We start from the raw sequence: 21,584 nt of genomic DNA on the forward strand, positions 1-21,584 counted from the left end.
CGTTTTGCCATCCTATCAATGAACCATCATCAACTTTTATGAAAAATTTTAAAGGAATTTTTGCCGTTTTTCTACTCTTTGCAGTGTTTTCTCAGCTTTTTGGACAGAAATATTACGACGACCAGTGGAAAAAAGTCGCGGATAATTATCAGAAAGGGTTGTATAAATCCAATCTGCCGATTATTCTGGAAATTCAGGAACGTGCCATGAAGGAAGACAACGCAAATCAGCTGATCCGTTCTCTGAAAGCCGAATTCAGCATTGTGAACCAAACGCGCGATGATGGCGACAATAATGCTTCGAGCCTTTTTTTTAAAAAACTGTCGACAGTAGGAAGCAATTTGAAGGGTGAACAGAAACTTCTTTACGACGTGCTGCTCGGCAAATTCTTCATTGATTATTATGATCAGAACGCATGGGAAATCAACCGGCGAACGAACATCAACAATCAGGATTTTGCGCAGATTGAAACCTGGAGCAAACTCGATTTTAAAAATTATCTGACTAAACATTTTGCGGATCTAGAAGCTAAAAAAGGAGATTTGCAGAAGATTCAGCTATCAAAATACAAGGATGTGTTTGAAGAAACCGAAGATTTGGGATATATCCCGACTTTATTCGACTGGAATGCAGTAAACCATATAGAATTCCTCAAAAATAACGGATTGTTTACGCCAAACGAACTCAAAACAAACGACCCGGAAATCGTAAATATTTATGATGAACTGATTACTAAAAACAGCGGAAATTCAAAACTGTATTTCCAGCACCAGAAGCTGAGTTATACCTGTACTTTTTCGAACTGTAAAGACCGTTTTGCCCAGCTTCAGAACCTTGTGAATTCAAACACCGAGGGCGATTACAAAGTATTCATCATGGCTGAAATGATGGATTTACTTTCGGCTGAACAGAAATTTACCGAAGCACTTTCCCTGGCTGAAACCGCTACAAAACAATATCCAAAATCGAAGTTTTTAGATCATATTAAAAACAGAGAAAACCAGATTGTAAGCCCCGCTTTGGTGATTAAATTCGAAAGTCACACCCAGGCGAATCTGCCGGTTCATCTGGTTGCGGAGGCGAAAAATGTGCGGCAGTTTTCTCTGAATATTTATGAAGTGAAAGACGATGTTCAGAATTTCCTGAAATACGTTTCCAATTCCTACGATAAGAACACTTTTTTGGCAGTGAAGAAAACACTGGTACGGAAAGAAGCATTTGAAATTCAGGATTTAAAGGATTATAAAATCCACAAGACTTCGCTGGAAGTAAAACCGCTTCCATCCGGAATTTATATGGTGGAATATGTGGTAGAAAATGCCGTTCAGCAGCATTTCTATTTTATTGCAACCCAGTCGCGGCTGATTTACAGTAAAAAAGACGAACGAAAATCCATTGAAAACCAACTGAAGCTCGTGAACCGTGAGAACGGAAAATCCATTTCCAATGAAGGGTTAAAGATCTTTGAATATTCACGCGGAACTACCGTGAATAATTTTCCGTTAACTACTGACGCTTCTGCAAACTTTAAATTTCCTGCTTCTACGGATAAAGAATACTACCGCTATTACCTCGTTCAGCAGCCAAAAACGAATGATTTTAACCTGATTCAGGTGTATGGAAACAATTACTACGAGCAACCAAGAAATGATTTCGCTAAACAATCTCAAATTTTTCTTGATAGGGCGATCTATAGACCTGGTCAGATGGTTTATTTTAAGGTAATCTCAACACAATTAGATTCAGGAAACGAAAAATTGTTGATAAAAGATGAACAAGAAATCATCCTGTATGATACAAACGGTCAAGAGATTTCTTCCCAAACTTTTACAACGAATGAGTTTGGAAGTTTCAGTGGAAATTTTATTTTGCCGCAGGGGAAATTAAATGGAAATTTTTCTGTACGAATCGAAGAAGCGGGTATAGATAGCTATAAATCCTTCCAGGTCGAAGAATACAAACGTCCAAAATTCGAAGTGACTTTCGAACCGGTAAAAGGCGAATACAAATACGGGCAAATACTTGAAATCAAAGGAAAGGCCATGATGTTTTCAGGAGTTCCGCTCAGCAATGCGACCGTCAATTATGAAATCAAAAAACGCAATATCCGCTGGATGTACTTTTCCTGGTATCCGCGCGGAAACGACAATGAAAACTCGATTCTTGGCGATGTGAAAACCAATGGTAAAGGTGAATTTACCATAAAAGTGGAACTTAAACAGGATGAAACAATCGATGGCGTTCAGGTCGATAATTATGAAATCAATGCTTCGGTAACCGATATCAACGGGGAAACCCAGTCGGAAACCACGAATGTGAAGGTCGCTTCGGTTTCACATTACATCAAAGCGGATAAGGTGAAAGATACTTTCACCGATGAAAACATCAAAATCAAAGTCGAAACCAAAAACTACAACGACCAGAACCTGAAGAAATCCTACCTAGTAAAACTTTCGAAACTCGTTCCTGAAGAAAGGATTTTCCGAAGCAATTTTGAGCAGGAAATTCAGGACCTTCCAAAGCTCTCTAAACAGGAATTCGTTGCCAAATTCCCACACGATTATTTCGATAAAAAAGAAAAAGAAAACAAAGTGCAATCTGTCATTCTGAATGGAGCGGAGCGCAATGAAGAATCTCTTGATCTGGGAAAACTCACCGCCGGAAAATACAAATTGGAACTCTACAATATCGAAGGAAAAGACACGATTAAAACGGAAGAAACATTCGAAGTTTTCGACAAAAGATTTCTTGTGGATACGCAGAAGCCTTTCCTGAAAGTCATTCAGCCTAAAATGGAATATAAAAGATCGGAGAGAGCAAAAATCTATGTTTATTCCGCCATTCCGAACGCGTTGGTCAATATTTATGTCCAGAACGGCAACGGCGAAACAACGACCGAGCAGAAAAGCATTAAAAACGGCGTTCTGGAATATGAACTTGCCTTGCCGAAAGATGAAAGCATCGACCAGATCAATGTCCAGTTTCAGATTGTGGCCTTCAACGATGTGAAAACAGAAAATGTAAATGTGAGAATTATATCCGATAAAAAACCTTTAAGAATTGAAACGGTAACCTTCCGAGACAAACTGCAGCCGAACTCGAAAGAAAAATGGACGGTTAAGATTTTAGGAGAGGACAAAGAAAAAGTAAACGCCGAAGTTCTGGCCAATATGTACGACATGTCTTTGGATCAGTTTGCGGTGAACACGTATACTTGGCAGCAGCTGTATCAGAAGTTTTTCATGATGAATTCTTATGGCATCAGTGAAGATCTGGAGCAGGAATATTACAACAAACGCGTTGCATATCTGAATGAGAAAGACATCAAAATTCCTGACTTTAATTGGAAAGATGGTCGTTTTTTTCAGAATTTAGTGGAGAGGTATCGGATTGTAGATCCAAATGCGCCAGACAATGATGGAGATGGAGTTGCAGATTATGAGGATGCCTGTCCAACCGTTCCTGGTTTGTACCAGTATAATGGTTGTCCAAAGCCTAGAATGGTGACTGCTTCAGAAGTTGAAATGTCGGTAAGGAAATCGTCATCTGCAAAAATGGAAATGACAGACAGTTTACAAAGTGCAAATATTGAAGAGGTAGTAGTATTAGGTTATGATAAGAAAAAAGAAGATTTAGAAAAAATCCCTGTCCGCCAAAACCTAAACGAAACCGCGTTTTTCTATCCAAATTTATTGACGGACAAAGACGGAAACGTAACCTTTGAATTTACTTCACCTGAAGCTTTAACCCAGTGGAAACTCATGTTCCTGGCGCATACGAAAGATGCAAGAGCGGCAACATTGGAAAAAGAAGTCGTAACGCAGAAAGAATTTTCCGTTACACCAAATTATCCGAGATTTCTGCGCGAAGGTGATGAATTGAACCTGCAGTCGAAACTCAGCAACTTAACGGCTCAGCAACTTAACGGTTCTGCGATGCTCCAAATTCTTGATGCCTTTACGAATGAAGATATTTCAGCAAAATTCAGTGTAAGTGAAATGCAGAAATCATTCACGCTTGCAGAAAACGGAAATTCCGTCGTGAACTGGAAACTGAAAGTACCGAATGATGTCTCCTCGATCATTATTAAAGTCGTTGCAAAAGCCGGCAGTTTTTCTGATGGTGAGCAAAAAGCCATCGCGGTATTGCCGAACAGAATGCTCGTAACCGATGCGGTTCCGATTTTCGTGAAAGAAGGTCAGACAAAAACTTTCGTTCTGGAAAATTTAGCGAAAAACACGTCCGCAACTGCGACAAATGTTGCCAATACTCTGGAACTCACAACGAATCCAATCTGGGAAATCATGTTTGCATTGCCAAGCCTGAAAAACGATCAGAACAATTCTGCTGATGTAGTCTTCAATAAATGGTTTGCGGATGTTCTGGCGTCCGAAATCTTTAAGGCGAACCCGAAACTGAAAACAGTTTTCGAAGAATATCAAAGCAAAGGTTTACTGACTTCCAACCTTGAAAAAAATCAGGAGCTGAAACAGCTTTTACTCGAAGAAACGCCTTGGGTTTTGGACAGCAAAAATGAAACAGAACAGATGGAAAAGCTGGCAAGACTGTTTGATGCGAATACCATGCGGAATTCACTTCAATCCGATTGGAGCGAACTGCAGAAACTGCAGAATCCTGACGGTGGATTCTCGTGGTATCAAGGGTATCCGAGTTCGTATTATTCTTCACTGTATATCCTCAAAAATCTTGGAAAAATCAATGAGTGGCTGAAAGGAAATACCGTGGATTATCAGTCTTCTGAACAGAAAGAAATGGTTTCAAAATTGGTGAATTATGTGGATAATGAAGTTCATAAATACTGGGAAGTGAAGACGGAAAAGGTGTGGAATAATTACGTTTTGGATTATCTGGATACGCGCTACTATTGGGAAAATCAGTATCCGCTGAAAGGAAAAGGTTCACAGCTGAAGACTTTGGTTATCCAGAAAGCGCCGAAAGCAGAGATCAAAGATTTTACTTTCTTTGGCTTGCACCGCGCCGCATTGCTTTTCGATACTTACAAACTCACGACCCTTTCCAAAAAACTGCTGACATATCTGAAAGAAACCTCCACCGATACTGAAACTCAGGGTGTTTACTGGAAACAGAACCTGAACGACTGGGGATGGTATTCTTCAAAAACAGTCAATCACGCAGGCGCGTTGGAAGCATTCAATAAACTCACGCCGAATGACACAAATTTTATTGAAGAAATGAAAATCTGGCTCATCACACAGAAAGAAGTCAATTCCTGGGGAAGTTCGCGCGGAACGGCGGAAGTGATCTTTACAATCCTGAATTCCGGAAAATCATGGACCACCGCAGACAGCGATAAAGCAACAATTGTCTGGGGCGGAAAAGAACTTGTAAACCAGGACACAAAAGCAACAGGGTATGTGAAGACTTCCGTTAAAAATGATGAGATCGACCGGAATTTAGGAACCGTCACGGTTACGAAACCTGGTCCTGGCATTGTGCAGGGCGGACTCTTCTGGCAATACTATGAAGATCTGGACAAAATAAAATCCTCCGAATCTTACATTTCGATCACAAAAGAACTTTATAAAAAAGTAAAAACCGTGAATGGCGAGGAACTGCTGAAAATATCTTCATCAACTCCGCTCAAAGTCGGCGACAAAGTCACGGTCCGGATGATCTTGAACACCGACAGGAATATGGAATTTATCCATTTGAAAGATATGCGCGCAGCAGGATTCGAGCCACTGAATGTGATCTCCGGTTACGAATGGAAGAATGGTTTGGGCTATTATCAGTCCACCAAAGATGCTTCCACGAATTTTTACATTCAGTACATCCCGAAAGGCAAATATGTTTTTGAATATGATTACGTGTGCAACGCGTCCGGAACGTTCAGCAACGGAATTACCACTTTGCAGAACTATTACGCGCCGCAGATGAACGCGCATACGATAGGAACAAGGGTTACAATTGGGGAATAAAACGTCTCCATTTCATCATAAAAAAAACCGTTTTCAATATTTTTGAAAACGGTTTTTTTGTTTAAAAATTCCATGTTAAATCTCTTGAAGAAGGATTGAAAAAATATTATATTTGTTACACATTAAAAATTTTAACCATGCAGAACGTTTTCGACGCTAAAGAGGCTCAGAATTACATCGATAGAATCAACAAACTGACACCGGAAACCCAGAGAAAATGGGGAAAAATGACCGTTGATCAGGTTTTGGCGCACATGAATGTAGCGTATGAGACCATCTACGAACCGGAAAAACATCCGAAGCCTGGTTTCATCGCAGGATTTTTGCTGAAGAACTTTGTGAAAAGTAAAACAGTGAACGAAATTCCATACAAACCCAGTTTGCCAACGGGCCCAATGTTCATCATTAAAGGAAACCGGAATTTTGAAGAAGAAAAGAAACGACTGATCGGTTTTATCCAAAAAACCCAACAGTTGGGAAGGGAATCATTCGACGGAAAAATGTCGCATTCATTCGGAAAACTTACCGCACAGGAATGGAACAATATGCTGGCAAAACACCTGAATCACCACTTGGAACAGTTTGGAGTTTAAACTTTATTAAAAAGCAATTTTTTTTACAGCACTTTAGCTTTTCGTATATAACCGCTCATTAAACTCAAAACAACTTTAAAATCTATAATTATGGTAAGAAAAATACTCGCAGTTTTGGCCGGGCTTGTTGCCACCGCGTTGGTGGTGGGTCTTGTAGAGCAATTGGGACATTATGTGTATCCGTTACCCTCAGGAGCAGATCCGAATGATCCGGAAACCTTTAAAAAATATGCCGAATCGGCACCGTTTATGGCCATATTTTTTGTCATCCTCGCTTACGCAGCAGGTGCATTTACCGGCGGATTTGTTTCCACCAAGATCGCCAATGACGGAAAGAAAATTTATGCCTTGATCATTGGAGCGGTATTTCTACTGATTTCCGTTTATATGATGGTAATTATTCCTTCCCCGATTTGGTTCTGGATTCTCGGAATCGCATCCTGGGGACTGGTTTTAGTGGGATACAGACTGGCATTGAAAAATAATTATAACTGATATTTATGAATTTAGGAGCATTTTCAGTAAGCCTGAATGTAAAGGACATTCATGCCTCAAAAGAATTTTATGAAAATTTAGGATTCGAAACCATGGGCGGAAATATTGAACAGAACTGGCTGATCCTGAGGAACGGAAGTACCGTGATCGGTTTGTTTCAGGGAATGTTTAAAGACAATATCCTTACCTTCAACCCGGGTTGGGGCCAGGATGCAAAAAATCTGGATGAGTTCGAGGATGTCCGCGAAATTCAGAAAATACTCAAGGAAAATGGTTTGAAACTCGACAAAGAAGCCGATGATGCTACCACCGGGCCGGAACATATTCTGTTGAAAGATCCGGACGGAAATGTAATCATGCTGGATCAGCACCGTTGAAAATGAAACCAGAAATCATCGATTTTGATCCGAAGTACCGCGAAGATTTCAAAAATCTGAATGTGGAATGGCTTCAGAAATATTTTGTGGTGGAACCTTTTGATGAACATCAGCTTTCAAATCCCGAATCTGAAATCCTGGAAAAAGGCGGAAAAATTTATTTTGCAAAAGTAGGCAACAGAATTGTCGGCACCGCTTCTTTACTGAAGGAACATGATGTTTATGAACTTGCAAAGATGGCCGTTACTGATGAATTTAAGGGTATGGGAATCGGCAATCTTCTGATGGAGCATTGCATCGCAGAAGGCAGAAAACTAGGCGGCGCGAAGTTGATCTTACTCTCGAACCGCAGCTTAAAACCTGCCCTGAAAATGTATGAAAAATTCGGCTTCCGGGAAATTCCGGTTGATGAGGAAACGCCTTACGAACGGTGCAATATTAAAATGGAACTTCATATTTAGCATATAATTTTAAATATTTAAATCATGAAAATTTTAAAAACTGTCCTGATCGTTTTAGCAGCCATTATTGCTATCTGGCTGATTGTTGCAGCATTTATTTCCGGGGACTGCAAGTACGAAAAATCAATTTCGATCAATGCGCCTGCTGAAAAAGTGTGGGGAAATGTAAATTCCCTCAAAGCAATGGACCAATGGAGTCCTTGGAATGAAAAAGACCCGAATCTCAGAAAAACTTTTACCGGAATTGACGGTACGGTTGGAGCGAAAGAATGTTGGGAAAGTAATGTTAAAGACTTAGGGAACGGGTGTCAGACTCTTTCCACAATTGACCATCAGAATAAAAGAATCGATGCAGATCTTAAATTCCTCACTCCTTACGAAAGCGAGGCAAAAGGCTACATCACAGTGGTTCCTGAAGCATCGGGAAGCAAAGTCACCTGGGGTTTTACAAGTGAAATTCCGTATCCTTTCACCATCATGAAATTATTCATGAATCTGGATGATGCAGTGGGTAAAGACTATACTTTGGGCCTTCAGAAGCTTAAAAAAATATCAGAAAAGCCGTAAATAGGCATGAATTAAATAACAAAAAATCTATTAAAAAACTAAATTATGGCACAGGTAAATGCGTACTTAACATTTAACGGCAACTGCGAAGAAGCTTTCACTTTCTACAAATCGGTTTTCGGCGGAGAATTCCCGTATATCGGACGTTTTGGTGATATGCCATCCTCAGAAGACGGAAAACAGCTTTCAGAAAGCGAGAAAAACAAAATTATGCACGTGTCCCTTCCGATTTCCCAGGAAACCGTTCTGATGGGCAGCGACACCGGCGGCGAATGGGCCTCTCACTTTGTTGCAGGAAATAATATTTCCCTTTCACTCAATACCGATTCCCGCGAAGAAGCAGAAAGGCTTTTCAATGAACTTTCTGAAGGCGGAAAAGTGACCATGCCGCTTGCAGATACATTTTGGGGTGCATATTTTGGGATGTGGACGGATAAATTTGGCATCAACTGGATGGTGAATTATGATGATCCGTCTCAGATGAAACATGAATAATTTCAGAAGCAGGGCGGTTTGTCCTGCTCCGACTTGCGGTCCTGCTTTCCGTTACAATCTTTTTCTGGGTTTGGGCCCGCCGCAGGCGGGCTCAAACCCAGAAAAAAGGATTTCCACTACAATCAGGGCTAAAAAATTGTCTTGGAATCTTAGAAATTCCATTTTTATAATGGTAGAAACAAAAACTGTGGGATATTTCCCGCAGTTTTTTTAACTTTATTTCAAAATAAAATCATGGCAGAAAACAAGACAAAACCCACCGAAATTCAGGTTGAAGAGTTCATCCGTCAGTCTGATCCCAAAAAAATTGAAGATTCCCTGAAACTGGTCGGGATGATGGAAAGGCTTTCAGGCGAAAAAGCCACGATGTGGGGTCCCTCGATCATCGGGTTCGGATCCTATCATTATAAGTACGACAGCGGACACGAAGGCGATATGTGCGCCATTGGTTTTTCTCCCAGAAAAGCTGAATTTTCACTGTATGTCATCAACTCCGATTCCGAAAAGCAGACAGAATTGACCAAAAATTTAGGAAAAATAAAGATGGGAAAAGCCTGTATTTACTTCAAGAAACTCGATGATCTGAATCTGGATGTCCTTGAAAATCTCATCACCGAATCACTGAAATCAACAAAGGAAAAATGGGGATAAATCTTCAAAAAAACAATTAAAATGAACAAATTAGCATTGGTAACAGGAGCCAGCCGCGGGTTGGGAAAAGATATGGCGCTGAATCTTGCGAAAAAAGGACTCGATATTATTTTTACCTACAACTCCAAAGCAGATGAAGCGGAAGAAGTGGCGCAGGAAATAGTAAAACTCGGACAGAAATCAGCCTTCCTCCAGTTGAGTGTTGATCATCAGGACGGTTTTGAAGAGTTTTTTGGCAATCTTCAGAAAGTCTTAAACGAAAAATTTGAAGGCCGTAAAATCGATTTTCTCATCAACAATGCTGGAATTGGCCTGCCGACTGTTTTGGGGGAAACCGAAGAAAAAACTTTTGACACCCTGATGAACATTCATCTGAAAAGTCCGTATTTTCTTACCCAGAAAATGTTGACTTACATGAACGACGGTGGCGGAATCGTGAATATCGGAACCGGATTAACGAGATTTTCGATGGTTGGCTACTCCGTGTATGCCGGTCTGAAGGCTGCCATTACTACCATTACAAAATATTGGGCGCTGGAACTGGGAAAACGCCAGATCCGCGTGAACACCGTAGCCCCGGGAGCTATTGAAACAGATTTTGGCGGCGGTGCCGTCCGCGATAATGAGCAGATTAACAGGCATATTTCTGAAAGCACGGCGCTTGGCAGAGTAGGGCTTCCCGAAGATATCGGTTCTGTAGTCGCATTTCTCTGCACCGACGATTCCAAATGGATCAACGGACAACGGATTGAGGTTTCCGGCGGCGTGAATTTATAAAACAAAAACTGCTGAAATTCTCAGCAGTTTTTTATTTAAATGATTTTTTAAATATTCGGGTTTTCCAGAATTACCGCATAACCCTGTCCGACTCCGATACACATCGTTGCGAGTGCGTACTTTTTACCGGTTTTTTTCAATTCCAAAGCTGCAGAATAGGTGATTCGTGTTCCGCTCATTCCAAGCGGATGGCCCAATGCAATCGCGCCGCCGTTCACATTCACCCTTTCATCGTCACTCGCAATACCGAGTTCCTTTAAACATGCAATGCTCTGAGCGGCAAATGCTTCATTCAGTTCAATGATTCCGATATCTTCCAGAGTAAGATTGGCTCTTTTTAAAGCAAGTTTCGTGGCTTCAACCGGGCCAATTCCCATGATTCCGGGTTCCACGCCCACAACGGCTGAACTTACGATCTTTGCCAAAGGTTTCAGTCCATAATTTTGCACCGCTTCATCGGATGCGATAATAACGGCAGCAGCACCGTCGTTCAGCCCGGAAGCATTTCCGGCGGTCACGGTTCCGTTTTCCTTTAAAAATGCGGGTTTCAGCTTGCCTAAAATTTCCAAACTGGAATTCGGCTTAATAAATTCATCTTTACTGATAACCACTGCATCTCCCTTTCTTTGTGGAATAACAATTTCTGAAATTTCTTCTGCCAACCGCCCGGATTCCTGCGCTTTTTTCGCTTTCATCTGGGAATTCAGGGCAAACGCATCCTGTTCTTCACGGGTGATTTTATAGATTTCTGCTAAATTTTCTGCGGTTTTTCCCATGGCTTCCACGCCGTACATTTTTTCCATTTTCGGATTGATGAAACGCCATCCGAAACTGGAATCAAACATTTTCTGGTCGGTTGCAAATCCGTTTTCAGCCTTTGAAATTACAAAAGGTGCTCTCGACATTCCTTCCACGCCGCCTGCGATAAAAAGGTCGCCTTCTCCGGCTTTGATGGCTCTCATCGCCTGTGCAATAGTACTCATTCCCGAAGCACAGAGCCGGTTTACCGTTTCTCCCGGAACACTCGTTGGAAGTCCGGCCAGAAGCAGTGCCATTCTTGCTACATTCCGGTTGTCTTCTCCGGCCTGGTTGGCACATCCGATAATCACATCATCAATTTTATCTAAAGGCAGGTCGGGATTTTTTTTAATCAGACTTTCTATTACCGAAGCCATTAAATCATCCGTTCTCACAGCAGCTAGGCTGCCTTTGAAATTTCCAATAGCAGAGCGTGTTCCGTCAATAATATAGGCGTTTTTCATTCTTTGTTTTTAATGGGTGTAAATTTAAGAAAATAAAAAAGACTTCCGAAAAGGAAGTCTTATATGAGGATTATTCATTTATAAAAGCCAGTAAAGGTTTAATGAATCGGTCGAAGACTTCAATATGCGGCGAATGCCCTACATTTTCCAGTTCCACCAGTTTTGAGTTTTTAATTTTTTTGTGGGTCTCTTTTCCGAGATTTTGGTAAAGTCCCATGAGCGGTTGCATTTCTTTCGGGGCATTTGCCTTTCCGATAGCGGTTCGGTCCCGCGTTCCGATGATCAGCAGAGTCGGGGTTGCTATTTTTTCGAAATCCTCAACAACAGGCTGTGTGTAAATCATATCTGAAGTCAGTGCAGCGTTCCAGGCGGTAATCGGGAAATCTTCAGAAACTGTCCAGCCAGCAAGAAGGTTCAGCCATTTGTCGTATTCCGGTTTCCATTTTCCGTCGTAATAAAATTTCAGCTGATACGCTTTGTAGGAATCGTAGGTGTTTTTAAGTTCCGAAGCATACTGTTTATCAATATTCTGATAAGGTGAGAATTTACGGTAATCTTCGAGTCCGATTGGATTGGCGAGAACCAGCTTTTCTACATTTTCAGGATACATCACTGCCATTTTGGTGGCCAGCATTCCGCCCATGGAATGGCCGAGAATCATAAACCGGTCGATTTTCAGACCATCCAGAATTGATTTTGTGTTTTCGGCCAGCTGCTGAAAACTGAACTGATACTGTTTGGGTTTTGAAGATTTTCCGAAACCGATCTGATCCGGAATAATCACCCTAAAACCTTCCTTCTGAAGGACTTTAGCCAACTGTTCGAAATAATACCCGTTAAAATTTTTCCCATGAAGAAGAACGATGGTTTTGCCGTTCGGTTTTTGCGGTTTCACATCCATATAAGCCATTTTCAGATCCTGACCCTGGCTTTTCAGGTTTTGAAACTGCACCGGAAAAGGATATTTTACTGTAGTCAGTTCAGCATCCAGCGGCTGAAGTTTGGAAAGATCCTGAGCGCTGAAAAAAACAGCGCATAAAATAAAAAGTATGCTGACGAATTTGCTTAATCTCATTTTTTCGATTTTCTCAAAAATACAAAAACTATTTTTGTGGAAGGAAGCTTTGCTGAATTGATGACCCTGGATCCACACCTCAATTATACGTTCTCCACCATTTTTCATATTGCTTTGCATCGTCTTCCCAATTTGTTTTTTCACCGATTTTGGGGGTGATGAGGCGCTGTTTTTCCTTTTCATTCAACTGAGAAATTTTTTCCAAAGGTTCGTTCCAAGGATGTAAGGCCAATGCAAATTTGGAATTGTGCACGGCAATCACTCTTTTGGCTTTAAGGTTTTTCGTAGCTGTAAAAAATTCTTCCGGGAGCATGTGGATGTATTTCCAGTCTTTGTTATACTGACCGTTTTCCAGAATTACCAGATCAAAACCGCCGTGACGGTTGCCTATTTTTTCGCAATGATCATCAAAACCCGAATCTCCACCGATGTAAATCTTCCTTTGCGGCGTTTCGAAAACAAAACTAGCCCAAATCGCCTGATCGCGTTTGAATCCACGTCCGGAAAAATGCCTTGCCGTTTCGCAATAGACCTTGAAACCATTTCCCAAATCAGAATTTTCGCCCCAATCGAGTTCGATGATTTTTTTCGGGTCGTAATTCCAGTATTCCAGATGTTCGGCTGTTCCCAAGCCAGTGATGACCTGTTTTACTTTCGGTTTCAGTCTTTTTACGGTTTCATAATCCAGATGGTCCCAGTGATCATGGGTAATAATCAGATAATCCAGTTCGGGAAAATCATCCGCTGTGTAGAGGTCGGTTCCGGGAAATGCTTTGGTGATGAAGGACAGCGGAGAAGCATGACCGCTGAAAACCGGGTCTACCAGAATTTTTTTTCCGTCGATCTGCATGAAATAGCTAGAATGGCCCATCCAGATATATGCATTTTCTTTCGCATCAAGCTGTTTCAATTCGGTTTTAATGAAGTTGAAGCGCTCCTGTGGTCTTTGTTTTTGCTTTTTTCCGAACAGGAAACGGAACATCACTTCAGGCATGCTGGTATCTTCGGCGAGTTGTGGCGTGGGATTTATATTGTTGAACTTCCCGTCTTTATAATGCGGTGATTTCAGGATTCGCTCCAGACGTTTTCCGGACGGCGCCTTTCCGAATTGAGGCTGCTGCATAAAAAGAAAGGTGAACGCGACGAGAACCGCTGTAATGAGAATTAATGTGATCATTGTTATTTTTAAAATTTTCATCCTGGATTTGAATGGGTTGATGATAGGTCTGACGTTCGTGCGTTGAATTTCCTTTAAAACAGGCAAATTAAAACATATTTGGAAAAGATAAAAAATAAAGGGAATAATTGGAAGAAAAGTGAAAATAATCTTAACTTTATTCCACTTAAAAATCCTGATTATGCACGAGAATGTTGTCATCAAACAAAAGATTAAAGCACCGTTAGAAAAAGTATGGACAGCTTTAACCGACAGAGACCAAATGAAATTATGGTATTTTGACATTCCGGATTTTGAACTGGCCCTCCATAACCAGTTTAATTTTTATGAACCCGGCGGCGCAAACAAATACCACCACCACGGCGAAATTCTGGAAGTGATCCCGCAGCGCAAGTTCAAGCACACCTGGTCTTATCCTGAATTTTCAAAAGAAAAAAGCATCGTGAAATGGGAACTGGAACCGGAAGGAACGGACACGCTCCTTACACTGACCCATAAAGGCCTCGAGAATTTCAGCCATCTCGGGAAAGATTTTCAGAAGGAAAGTTTTACAAACGGCTGGAATGCCATTATCGGTGAAAGTTTAAAGGATTTTATTGAAAAATCAAAGTAAATTAGCTGGCCGGCTAAAATTCATAATTCCAAATCGGCGAAAGTTCAGTTTTTATTGGAGTGCGTTTTTGATAAATACAAGACTGCGGATAAATTTTGTATTATGAGATAATATTGCGCCTTAATTTGTAGTTTTGTAAAAAAAACGGATGAAAAAATCTTTTCTGATCGGGCTTTTGGCTCTGACTTTTTTAGCTTCCTGCAACAAAGATAAAGAGATCCTCAACTCTTTAAATGAATACAACACTTCCATGGAAAGCAAAGGTTACCATTTTGGTGATGCACTAGTCCTTCCGAAAGAAGTAACTGAAAATGCGGAATCCGTTTCCATCAGTTTTGGAGATAAAGAAACTTCGGAACTTGTTGTAGATCCAAAATTTTTCACACTCGGCGACAATCCCGTGACCTTCAACATCAAAAAAAAGAGCGGAGAAATCTTGACTCAGGACGCTACAATCAATGTTTTTGCAAAAAATCCAGAAGCAAACCTCACTTATGAGATGGTGCAGGAATATCCACACAATCCGAAAAACTTTGTGCAGGGTTTTCAGCTGGAAGGCAATACCGTTTATGAATCCGACGGGCAGAACGGCTCTTCTCAGATTTTAAAATATACACTCGGAAGTACAGTTCCAATCGCTTCCACCCTTCAGCCGCAGGATGTTTTTTCAGAAGGAAGCACGATTGTGGGCGATAAAATTTATCAGCTCACCTGGCAAAACAAAAAAGGCTTTGTATATGATAAAAGTTCTTTGAAATTACTTAATGAATTTGCATATCCCAATATTATCGGTGAAGGATGGGGCCTAACATATGACGGTAAAAATCTTATTCTTTCAGACGGAACAAAAAATATTTACTTTCTGGACGTAAACGATCCGTCCAAAATGGTGCGGTATATTTCGGTAGCCGGAAATTCTACAGCGTACGACCAACTCAATGAACTTGAATACCACCGAGGATTTATTTATGCAAATGTATGGCAGAAGCCCATTATTCTTAAAATAGATCCTGCAAACGGGGAAGTGGTAGGGAAATTTGACTTTTCTGAAATTGCGAAACAGCACACGACCGGGAATGATGATGTTCTGAACGGAATTGCCTTCAAAGGTGACAATATGTTGGTTACAGGTAAAAACTGGCCGAAGATTTATGAAGTTACCATTAAATAAATTCAGACTCAATATAATGACGTTTTAACAGCGTCATTTTTTTTTATATTTGACTGAAGAATGAAACTCCTCAACATTATATTTGTCCTGCTGTTCTGCACGCTTCCGGCGCAGAAGAATATCTCTTTTGATTCTCTGCAGATTAAAGAGGCAAAGGACATTTTTGCCGACGATTACGGAAATATCTACCTCTATAAAAGCAAGGATTTTAGTTTCACCAAATATGATTCGGTTGGAAACCAGAAAGGAAAACTGATGCTTACGTTGCCTTTCAGGATACAGTCGGTGCAGAACCCTTTGAATATTCCAGCTTTTTCTGAAAACGCGCAGGAGCTGAAATTTTATGACCAGAACCTGAATGAAATCCAGACCGTGAACTTCCGGCAGAAATTTGGCTTCATCAAACTCGTGTATGCCGAGGATCTGCAGCAGCTCTCGCTCCTCGATGAAAGCACAAAACGCCTGATTCAGTATAATTTCAGGGATAACAGAACTGTAAATTCTTTTCCATTTGATATTGATTTTGAAAAACTCACAGATTTTCTTGTTTTTGAAAACAGGGTTTATGTGCTCACCAAAGAATATTTCACGGTTTACGCCCTCAATTCAGAAAAGATCTTTGAAACTGCCTTTACAGGGGGCCGAAGACTGCGCCGGGAAAATGAACATATTCTGATGACTTCCGAAAGAGGTGTTTTTAGGTTTACTGGCAATAATCTTCAGCCGCAGTTCAGAGTTCCGGATTCGCAGATTGTGGATAAAAACTCGGCTTCTTATTTTGTTATCAAAGACAACAAACTTTATCTTTACCCCATCGAAAAGAACCCTTAAGAATCTAATTCCAGCGATTTTCAGAACTTTTGCACACCTGAAATCTTTGATGGAGCTTTTCATTCAATTTAACCGAAAAATTTAAACAAAAACTCAGATGCACATTGCGGTAACAGGAAATATCGGCGCTGGAAAGACCACGCTAACCACCATGCTGGCAAAACATTACGGTTGGGATGCCCAATTTGAGGACGTGGATCACAACCCTTATCTGGAGGATTTTTATGCCGACATGAGCAAATGGAGTTTTGCGCTTCAGATTTATTTTCTGGGAAGCCGGTTCCGACAGGTCAAGGAAATCCGTGAAAGCGGGAAAAACATCATTCAGGACAGAACCATTTATGAAGATGCACATATTTTCGCGGAAAATCTGAACGAAATGAATTTGTTAACTGACCGCGATTTCAATAACTATGCATCGGTCTTTAATCTCATGAAAAGTTTCGTTTCGGCACCGGATTTGCTGATCTACCTGAAATCCGATGTACCGAATCTGGTAAAGAAGATTTACAAACGCGGAAGGGAATATGAAGCTACCATCAGCATTGATTATCTCTCTAAACTTAACCATAAATACGAAAAATGGATCTCGGAATATGCAGAAGGTAAACTGCTGATTATTGAAGTGGATGATCTGGATTTCGTAGACCGGCCTGAAGATTTCGGGCATATTTTAGAGCGTATCGAAACGGCAATGCACGGTTTATTTTAAAATCTTTAATCATGAATAATATGTTGGCAATAGGCTCACCTCAACTTCTGATCTTGCTCGTTTTGTACCTGGTTCCGCTGGTGTTTTTGATTTATTGGCTTATCAAAATGCTTAAAAATTCGAATGAAAATTTGAAAATTACACGGGAAATACTAGACCGTTTAAAAAACAAAACCTAGACAATGATTAAAGTTCTCCATAATAATTCGTGTTCAAAATCAAGGGCCATTCTGGAACATCTTGATGAAAATAATATTCATTTTGAAATTATCGACATCATTGAGAATCCGCTTTCAGAAATTGAGTTGAAAACACTTCTTAAAAAACTGAATCTTAAGGTGGATGGAATTATCCGGACAGGAGATGATCTCTATAAAGAAAAATTTGCCGGAAAGGAATTGTCTGAAGATGAGTGGATCAAAGTTTTGGTTGAAAATCCTTCACTCATTCAGCGTCCGATCCTTATTAAAGGCTCCGTAGCAATGGTCGGAAGGCCGGTTGAAAATGTGAAATTTTTTATTGATAATTAGACTTTGGTCTCACACCAAATTTTCGACTGCTTTTCTCAATTCAGAATATGTATAATCAAATCCCAGTGATTTGATTTTTTTGTTGGTCGCACGCGTTCCTTCCAGAATAATTGAACTCATTTCCCCAAAAGCCAGTTTCATGACGAAAGCCGGAACGTTGAGGGGCAGAAAAGGTTTACCGGAAACTTCAGCTAAAGTTTTCATAAACATTTCGTTATTTGGAACTTCATCGGCCACTGCATTGAATTTTCCTTCCATCCGTTCATTTTCTACCGCAAAAACATACATGTTTACAAGATCATCGAGATGAATCCAGTTCATCCACTGTTTTCCGGAACTTACCGGTGCACCCAGATTGAAATCCACCGTTTTTTTAAGTTTCGGAAAAGCGCCATCCTCTTTCGCCAAAACCATCGCAGTCCGTAAACACACGATTCTTTCAGCAAGCGGTGAAAATTCGTCGGCTGCATTTTCCCATTTTTCACAAAGGTCAGCAAGAAAATCGTCATGAACAACTCCTGAATTTTCATCTAATATTTGATCAGAAGTGAAGGTCCCATAAAAGTTGATTCCCGAAGCAGAAATAAATGATTTTAAGCTCACCGCATGCTTTTTGCAGTAAGATCGAAGTAAATCAGCGGTACCGATGCGGCTCGAAAAAAGTTCTTTTTTGTAATCTTCCGTCCACCGCCCGCTGATATTCGCGCCGGCCAAATGAATGATGGAATCAAGATTTTCAAAAGCTTTGTCATCAATAAATTCTTTCTCCGGATTCCAGTAAAACTCGTCAGTTTGATCGGTTTTTTTTCTTGTTAAGACGCGAACATTGTGCTGGTTTTCACGCAGTTTTTTTACCAGGGCTTTACCTATTAATCCGGTTCCGCCGGTAATTAAGATATTCATTAATCGAGTTTTAAACATTAAAGCATCATCACTCCCTGAATGGCTCCTACTTCCTTATAAATTCTGATTACCTGATCGGCATCCAGAACAAAGGCGTTCATGCTCAGCGAAGTATATTTTCCGTTTTTGCTTTCTTTAGTGGTTAAGGTGAATTTAATATCATCAAAAACTCTGTAAATTTCAGTATGTTTTGATTCTTCGTTTGTAATGATGAATTTAAAAAGATAATCTTCAGGAAAATCATGCGTGTCTTCGAGTTTTTCCTTTAACGACGCATAAAATTCATCAGGATTCAAATCTTTTTGATCATCTATAATATTAATCATTGTAGAAATTTTTAAAAATTGAAAAATTCCGGGTTTATGCCGGAAATTAGATTTGTTGATTTATTTTAAAGAGCCTGTCCTTTGAGCGCATCTAAAATTTTCGTGCTGTTTTGCTGCTCGTGGTTTTGGATGATGTTAAAGAGCCCGTTCACCATTTGTTCAGAAGCAAACCGACTGATGTTACCGGTAACTGAACTTGAAGAATTCTGTCCGCCCAAAAGCGTTCCCAGCATACTTGAACCGGACAAAGCGCTGTTCAGGGTTTTTACAATACCAAATTCGTTAAGTTTTGCCTCAACTTTCGGGGCAATAGCCGACATAAGCTGCTGTGAAGTTCGTTCTCTCAAAAGCTGGGTTGCTGCACCGCTTCCGCCCTGAACGATCCTTCCGACATCTGCCGCGCTCAGATTGTTCACTGCATTGATGAGGATTGGGCGGGAAGTTTCAACCGTAAAGGCTGCTGCCTGTGCGATATATTCTTTTTCTTTCTGTACCAGGCTCGATAAACCGATTTTTTCCAGTGTGGAATTCAGGCTTTTCAGTTGTTGTGGCATTGCTGCCTCAATCAGCTGATTGGCCAGGAAACTATTTTTATCACTGAAGATATTTAAACCTTTTGTAATTCCACCAAGAAGAATCTGCTTCAGGATGGTCATTCCAATGTTTGAAGTAGCTACTGCCATACACGATTGGGTAGTGGTAGCAAGGGTTGCTACAGACATTGCGGCAACTATTATTGTATTTTTTGTCATCATTTTATCTTGTAAAGTTAACGGTTTGTTTTCTCAAATATCAAGCCAAAGCGAAATAACTGCATTTTATGTGATTTCTGAATTTTAAGGGATGCATTTCTATATTTATAAGAATACTTCTGAGTAACGACGGTTTTTTTTGCCGGTTTATTATCCCTAAATTTGGAGGTCAATCTTAAATATTTTTATAATGAGAGACAAATTCATCAGGTGGGGAGCGATCATTCTTATTTCCGTTTGGGCTATTTCTTTGCTCTTAAAAACCTATTACTGGATTCCTGTTTTACTGACCGGCATTTATGCACTGGGAATTTATAACTGCTTTCAGACCAAACATGCTATTCTCAGGAATTTCCCTGTTTTAGGATATTTACGTTATTTTTTTGAAAGTATTTCCCCTGAAATGCAACAGTATTTTATTGAAAGAGAGACAGACGGAAAACCATTTCCGCGAAATCAGCGATCGGCAGTATACCGGAGAGCCAAAAATCTGAGCGATACCGTTCCGTTCGGAACCCAATTGGAATTGAACCAACGAAAATACGAAGGCATCAAACATTCCATCTACGCGAAGTCGCCAGAAGAGGATTTGCCTCGCGTTTGGGTGGGTGGAGAACAGTGCACGCAGAAATACCACGCTTCTTTATTTAATATTTCAGCAATGAGCTTTGGTTCCTTGAGCGACCGCGCTCAAATGTCCCTGAACAGAGGCGCTAAAAAAGGCCGTTTTTACCACAATACCGGCGAGGGAGGTATTTCTTCCTATCATCTTGAAGGGGGCGATTTATGCTGGCAGATCGGGACTGGCTATTTTGGCTGCAGAGACGAGCATGGAAAATTCTCTCCGGAAATTTTCAAGAAAAATGCCACCCTTCCAATTGTTAAAATGATTGAAATTAAACTTTCACAGGGCGCAAAACCCGGTCACGGCGGCGTTTTGCCGGGACCGAAAAATACCCCGGAAATCGCAGCGATCCGTCACGTACAGCCGGGATTGACCATTATTTCCCCGCCTTCGCATTCTTCTTTTTCAGATGCTGCTGGACTGCTGCATTTTGTTCAGGAATTGCGTGAACTGTCCGGTGGAAAACCGGTTGGGTTTAAACTCTGCATTGGTGATACAAAGGAATTTGAAGACATCTGCGTGCAGATGAATTTACTGAAAATTTATCCCGATTTTATTACCGTTGACGGTGCTGAAGGCGGAACCGGAGCCGCGCCGCCGGAATTTTCAGATGGAGTGGGTATGCCGCTGGAACCCGCTTTGATTTTCGTAAACAGAACTTTGAAAAATTTTAATCTCCGGGAAAAACTTCGGGTGATTGCAAGTGGTAAAGTACTGACTTCCCTGGATATTCTCCGTGCCGTAGCAATGGGCGCAGATATGTGCAACAATGCGCGCGGCTTTATGTTTGCGCTCGGCTGTATTCAGGCGCTGAGATGCGACACCAATAACTGTCCGACCGGAGTCGCTACGCAGGACAAAATGCTGATAAAAGGCCTTGATGTTACCGATAAAAGTGAACGCGTTTACCATTTTCATAAAAATACGCTTCGCACATGTAATGAACTCATTGCTGCTGCCGGCAGAAGTTCTTATGAAGAAGTGGATGCAAGTATGTTCATGAGAGGCGATGAGTTTGAACATCTTTCTGATGTTTATTTCCCGGATATTTTGGGAAGCGTAAGACACAAGGCTCTCTAAATAATTACCAATTTACGATATAAATAGTGGTAACGATCTTTTAGTTGGAGGTTGGATGAAGGTAAATGCTGTTTTTTTAGTTTTATTTTGTAATCCGGTCCCTTCAACTCTTAAAAAATTCTTATTTTTGTAACAGTAAAAGTAAAAAGAA

General features: G+C 40.7%; 21 protein-coding genes. 15 read left to right on the plus strand and 6 right to left on the minus strand.

The genetic code is table 11. The features are described from left to right. The first annotated feature begins 38 nt into the window (after positions 1–38). From FUA25_RS00350 to FUA25_RS00390, 9 genes are all read left to right on the plus strand, one after another. Complete coding sequence (locus FUA25_RS00350; protein WP_147754916.1) at positions 39–5,960, plus strand: alpha-2-macroglobulin family protein; 5,922 nt, start codon at positions 39–41, stop codon at positions 5,958–5,960. Between the two features lie 137 nt (positions 5,961–6,097). Then, complete coding sequence (locus FUA25_RS00355; RefSeq protein ID WP_147754917.1) at positions 6,098–6,553, plus strand: DUF1569 domain-containing protein; 456 nt, start codon at positions 6,098–6,100, stop codon at positions 6,551–6,553. A 90-nt stretch (positions 6,554–6,643) separates the two neighbouring features. Next, positions 6,644–7,048: a hypothetical protein gene (locus FUA25_RS00360; protein ID WP_147754918.1), complete on the plus strand. Its 405-nt coding sequence runs from the start codon at positions 6,644–6,646 to the stop codon at positions 7,046–7,048. A gap of 5 nt (positions 7,049–7,053) precedes the next feature. Beyond that, on the plus strand, positions 7,054–7,425 hold the full coding sequence (locus FUA25_RS00365; RefSeq protein WP_147754919.1) for a VOC family protein: 372 nt from the start codon (positions 7,054–7,056) through the stop codon (positions 7,423–7,425). Between the two features lie 2 nt (positions 7,426–7,427). Continuing rightward, positions 7,428–7,886: a GNAT family N-acetyltransferase gene (locus FUA25_RS00370; protein WP_147754920.1), complete on the plus strand. Its 459-nt coding sequence runs from the start codon at positions 7,428–7,430 to the stop codon at positions 7,884–7,886. A gap of 24 nt (positions 7,887–7,910) precedes the next feature. Next, complete coding sequence (locus tag FUA25_RS00375) at positions 7,911–8,453, plus strand: SRPBCC family protein (protein WP_147754921.1); 543 nt, start codon at positions 7,911–7,913, stop codon at positions 8,451–8,453. A 45-nt stretch (positions 8,454–8,498) separates the two neighbouring features. Next, positions 8,499–8,948 carry a VOC family protein gene (locus FUA25_RS00380; RefSeq protein WP_147754922.1) on the plus strand — a complete coding sequence of 150 codons (450 nt, stop codon included), beginning with the start codon at positions 8,499–8,501 and terminating at the stop codon, positions 8,946–8,948. Between the two features lie 234 nt (positions 8,949–9,182). After that, positions 9,183–9,599 carry a DUF1801 domain-containing protein gene (locus FUA25_RS00385; protein WP_147754923.1) on the plus strand — a complete coding sequence of 139 codons (417 nt, stop codon included), beginning with the start codon at positions 9,183–9,185 and terminating at the stop codon, positions 9,597–9,599. A gap of 21 nt (positions 9,600–9,620) precedes the next feature. Beyond that, a complete protein-coding gene (locus FUA25_RS00390; RefSeq protein WP_147754924.1) occupies positions 9,621–10,376 on the plus strand; it encodes an SDR family NAD(P)-dependent oxidoreductase in 756 nt (251 codons plus the stop codon). A 47-nt stretch (positions 10,377–10,423) separates the two neighbouring features. On the opposite strand, the gene pcaF is transcribed toward FUA25_RS00390, so the two are convergent. The 3 genes from pcaF to FUA25_RS00405 all read right to left on the minus strand — a co-directional run bounded on the left by pcaF (position 10,424) and on the right by FUA25_RS00405 (position 13,890). Next, positions 10,424–11,638: a 3-oxoadipyl-CoA thiolase gene (gene pcaF / locus FUA25_RS00395; RefSeq protein WP_147754925.1), complete on the minus strand. Its 1,215-nt coding sequence runs from the start codon at positions 11,636–11,638 to the stop codon at positions 10,424–10,426. A 70-nt stretch (positions 11,639–11,708) separates the two neighbouring features. After that, a complete protein-coding gene (locus FUA25_RS00400; protein ID WP_147754926.1) occupies positions 11,709–12,713 on the minus strand; it encodes an alpha/beta fold hydrolase in 1,005 nt (334 codons plus the stop codon). A gap of 79 nt (positions 12,714–12,792) precedes the next feature. Further along, on the minus strand, positions 12,793–13,890 hold the full coding sequence (locus tag FUA25_RS00405; protein ID WP_228411609.1) for an MBL fold metallo-hydrolase: 1,098 nt from the start codon (positions 13,888–13,890) through the stop codon (positions 12,793–12,795). A 181-nt stretch (positions 13,891–14,071) separates the two neighbouring features. Between FUA25_RS00405 and FUA25_RS00410 the strand changes: the two genes are divergently transcribed. From FUA25_RS00410 to FUA25_RS00430, 5 genes are all read left to right on the plus strand, one after another. After that, positions 14,072–14,503, plus strand: a complete 432-nt coding sequence (locus tag FUA25_RS00410; RefSeq protein ID WP_147754928.1) for an SRPBCC family protein — start codon at positions 14,072–14,074, stop codon at positions 14,501–14,503. Between the two features lie 148 nt (positions 14,504–14,651). Then, a complete protein-coding gene (locus FUA25_RS00415) occupies positions 14,652–15,674 on the plus strand; it encodes a glutaminyl-peptide cyclotransferase (protein WP_147754929.1) in 1,023 nt (340 codons plus the stop codon). A gap of 60 nt (positions 15,675–15,734) precedes the next feature. Further along, complete coding sequence (locus tag FUA25_RS00420) at positions 15,735–16,505, plus strand: hypothetical protein (protein WP_147754930.1); 771 nt, start codon at positions 15,735–15,737, stop codon at positions 16,503–16,505. Positions 16,506–16,602: 97 nt separating this feature from the next. Then, complete coding sequence (locus FUA25_RS00425) at positions 16,603–17,217, plus strand: deoxynucleoside kinase (protein WP_147754931.1); 615 nt, start codon at positions 16,603–16,605, stop codon at positions 17,215–17,217. A gap of 182 nt (positions 17,218–17,399) precedes the next feature. Continuing rightward, positions 17,400–17,747 carry an arsenate reductase family protein gene (locus tag FUA25_RS00430; protein ID WP_147754932.1) on the plus strand — a complete coding sequence of 116 codons (348 nt, stop codon included), beginning with the start codon at positions 17,400–17,402 and terminating at the stop codon, positions 17,745–17,747. Positions 17,748–17,756: 9 nt separating this feature from the next. Here the strand turns inward: FUA25_RS00430 and FUA25_RS00435 are convergent, their stop codons facing one another. From FUA25_RS00435 to FUA25_RS00445, 3 genes are all read right to left on the minus strand, one after another. Next, positions 17,757–18,650, minus strand: a complete 894-nt coding sequence (locus FUA25_RS00435; RefSeq protein WP_185146625.1) for a TIGR01777 family oxidoreductase — start codon at positions 18,648–18,650, stop codon at positions 17,757–17,759. 17 nt (positions 18,651–18,667) lie between these two features. After that, positions 18,668–18,976 (minus strand): DUF493 domain-containing protein, encoded by a 309-nt coding sequence (locus FUA25_RS00440; protein WP_185146626.1) that lies wholly within the window; start codon positions 18,974–18,976, stop codon positions 18,668–18,670. Between the two features lie 65 nt (positions 18,977–19,041). Next, the gene (locus tag FUA25_RS00445; RefSeq protein WP_228411610.1) at positions 19,042–19,731 is read right to left on the minus strand and encodes a DUF4197 family protein; all 690 of its coding nucleotides are present in this window, start codon (positions 19,729–19,731) and stop codon (positions 19,042–19,044) included. 187 nt (positions 19,732–19,918) lie between these two features. On the opposite strand from FUA25_RS00445, the gene FUA25_RS00450 reads away from it, so the two are divergent. Continuing rightward, on the plus strand, positions 19,919–21,433 hold the full coding sequence (locus tag FUA25_RS00450) for an FMN-binding glutamate synthase family protein (protein ID WP_147754934.1): 1,515 nt from the start codon (positions 19,919–19,921) through the stop codon (positions 21,431–21,433). The last annotated feature ends 151 nt before the right edge of the window (positions 21,434–21,584 follow it).

Origin of the sequence: Chryseobacterium sp. (genome assembly GCF_008014695.1) — a bacterium.
In the GTDB taxonomy this organism is placed as follows: Bacteria; Bacteroidota; Bacteroidia; order Flavobacteriales; family Weeksellaceae; genus Kaistella.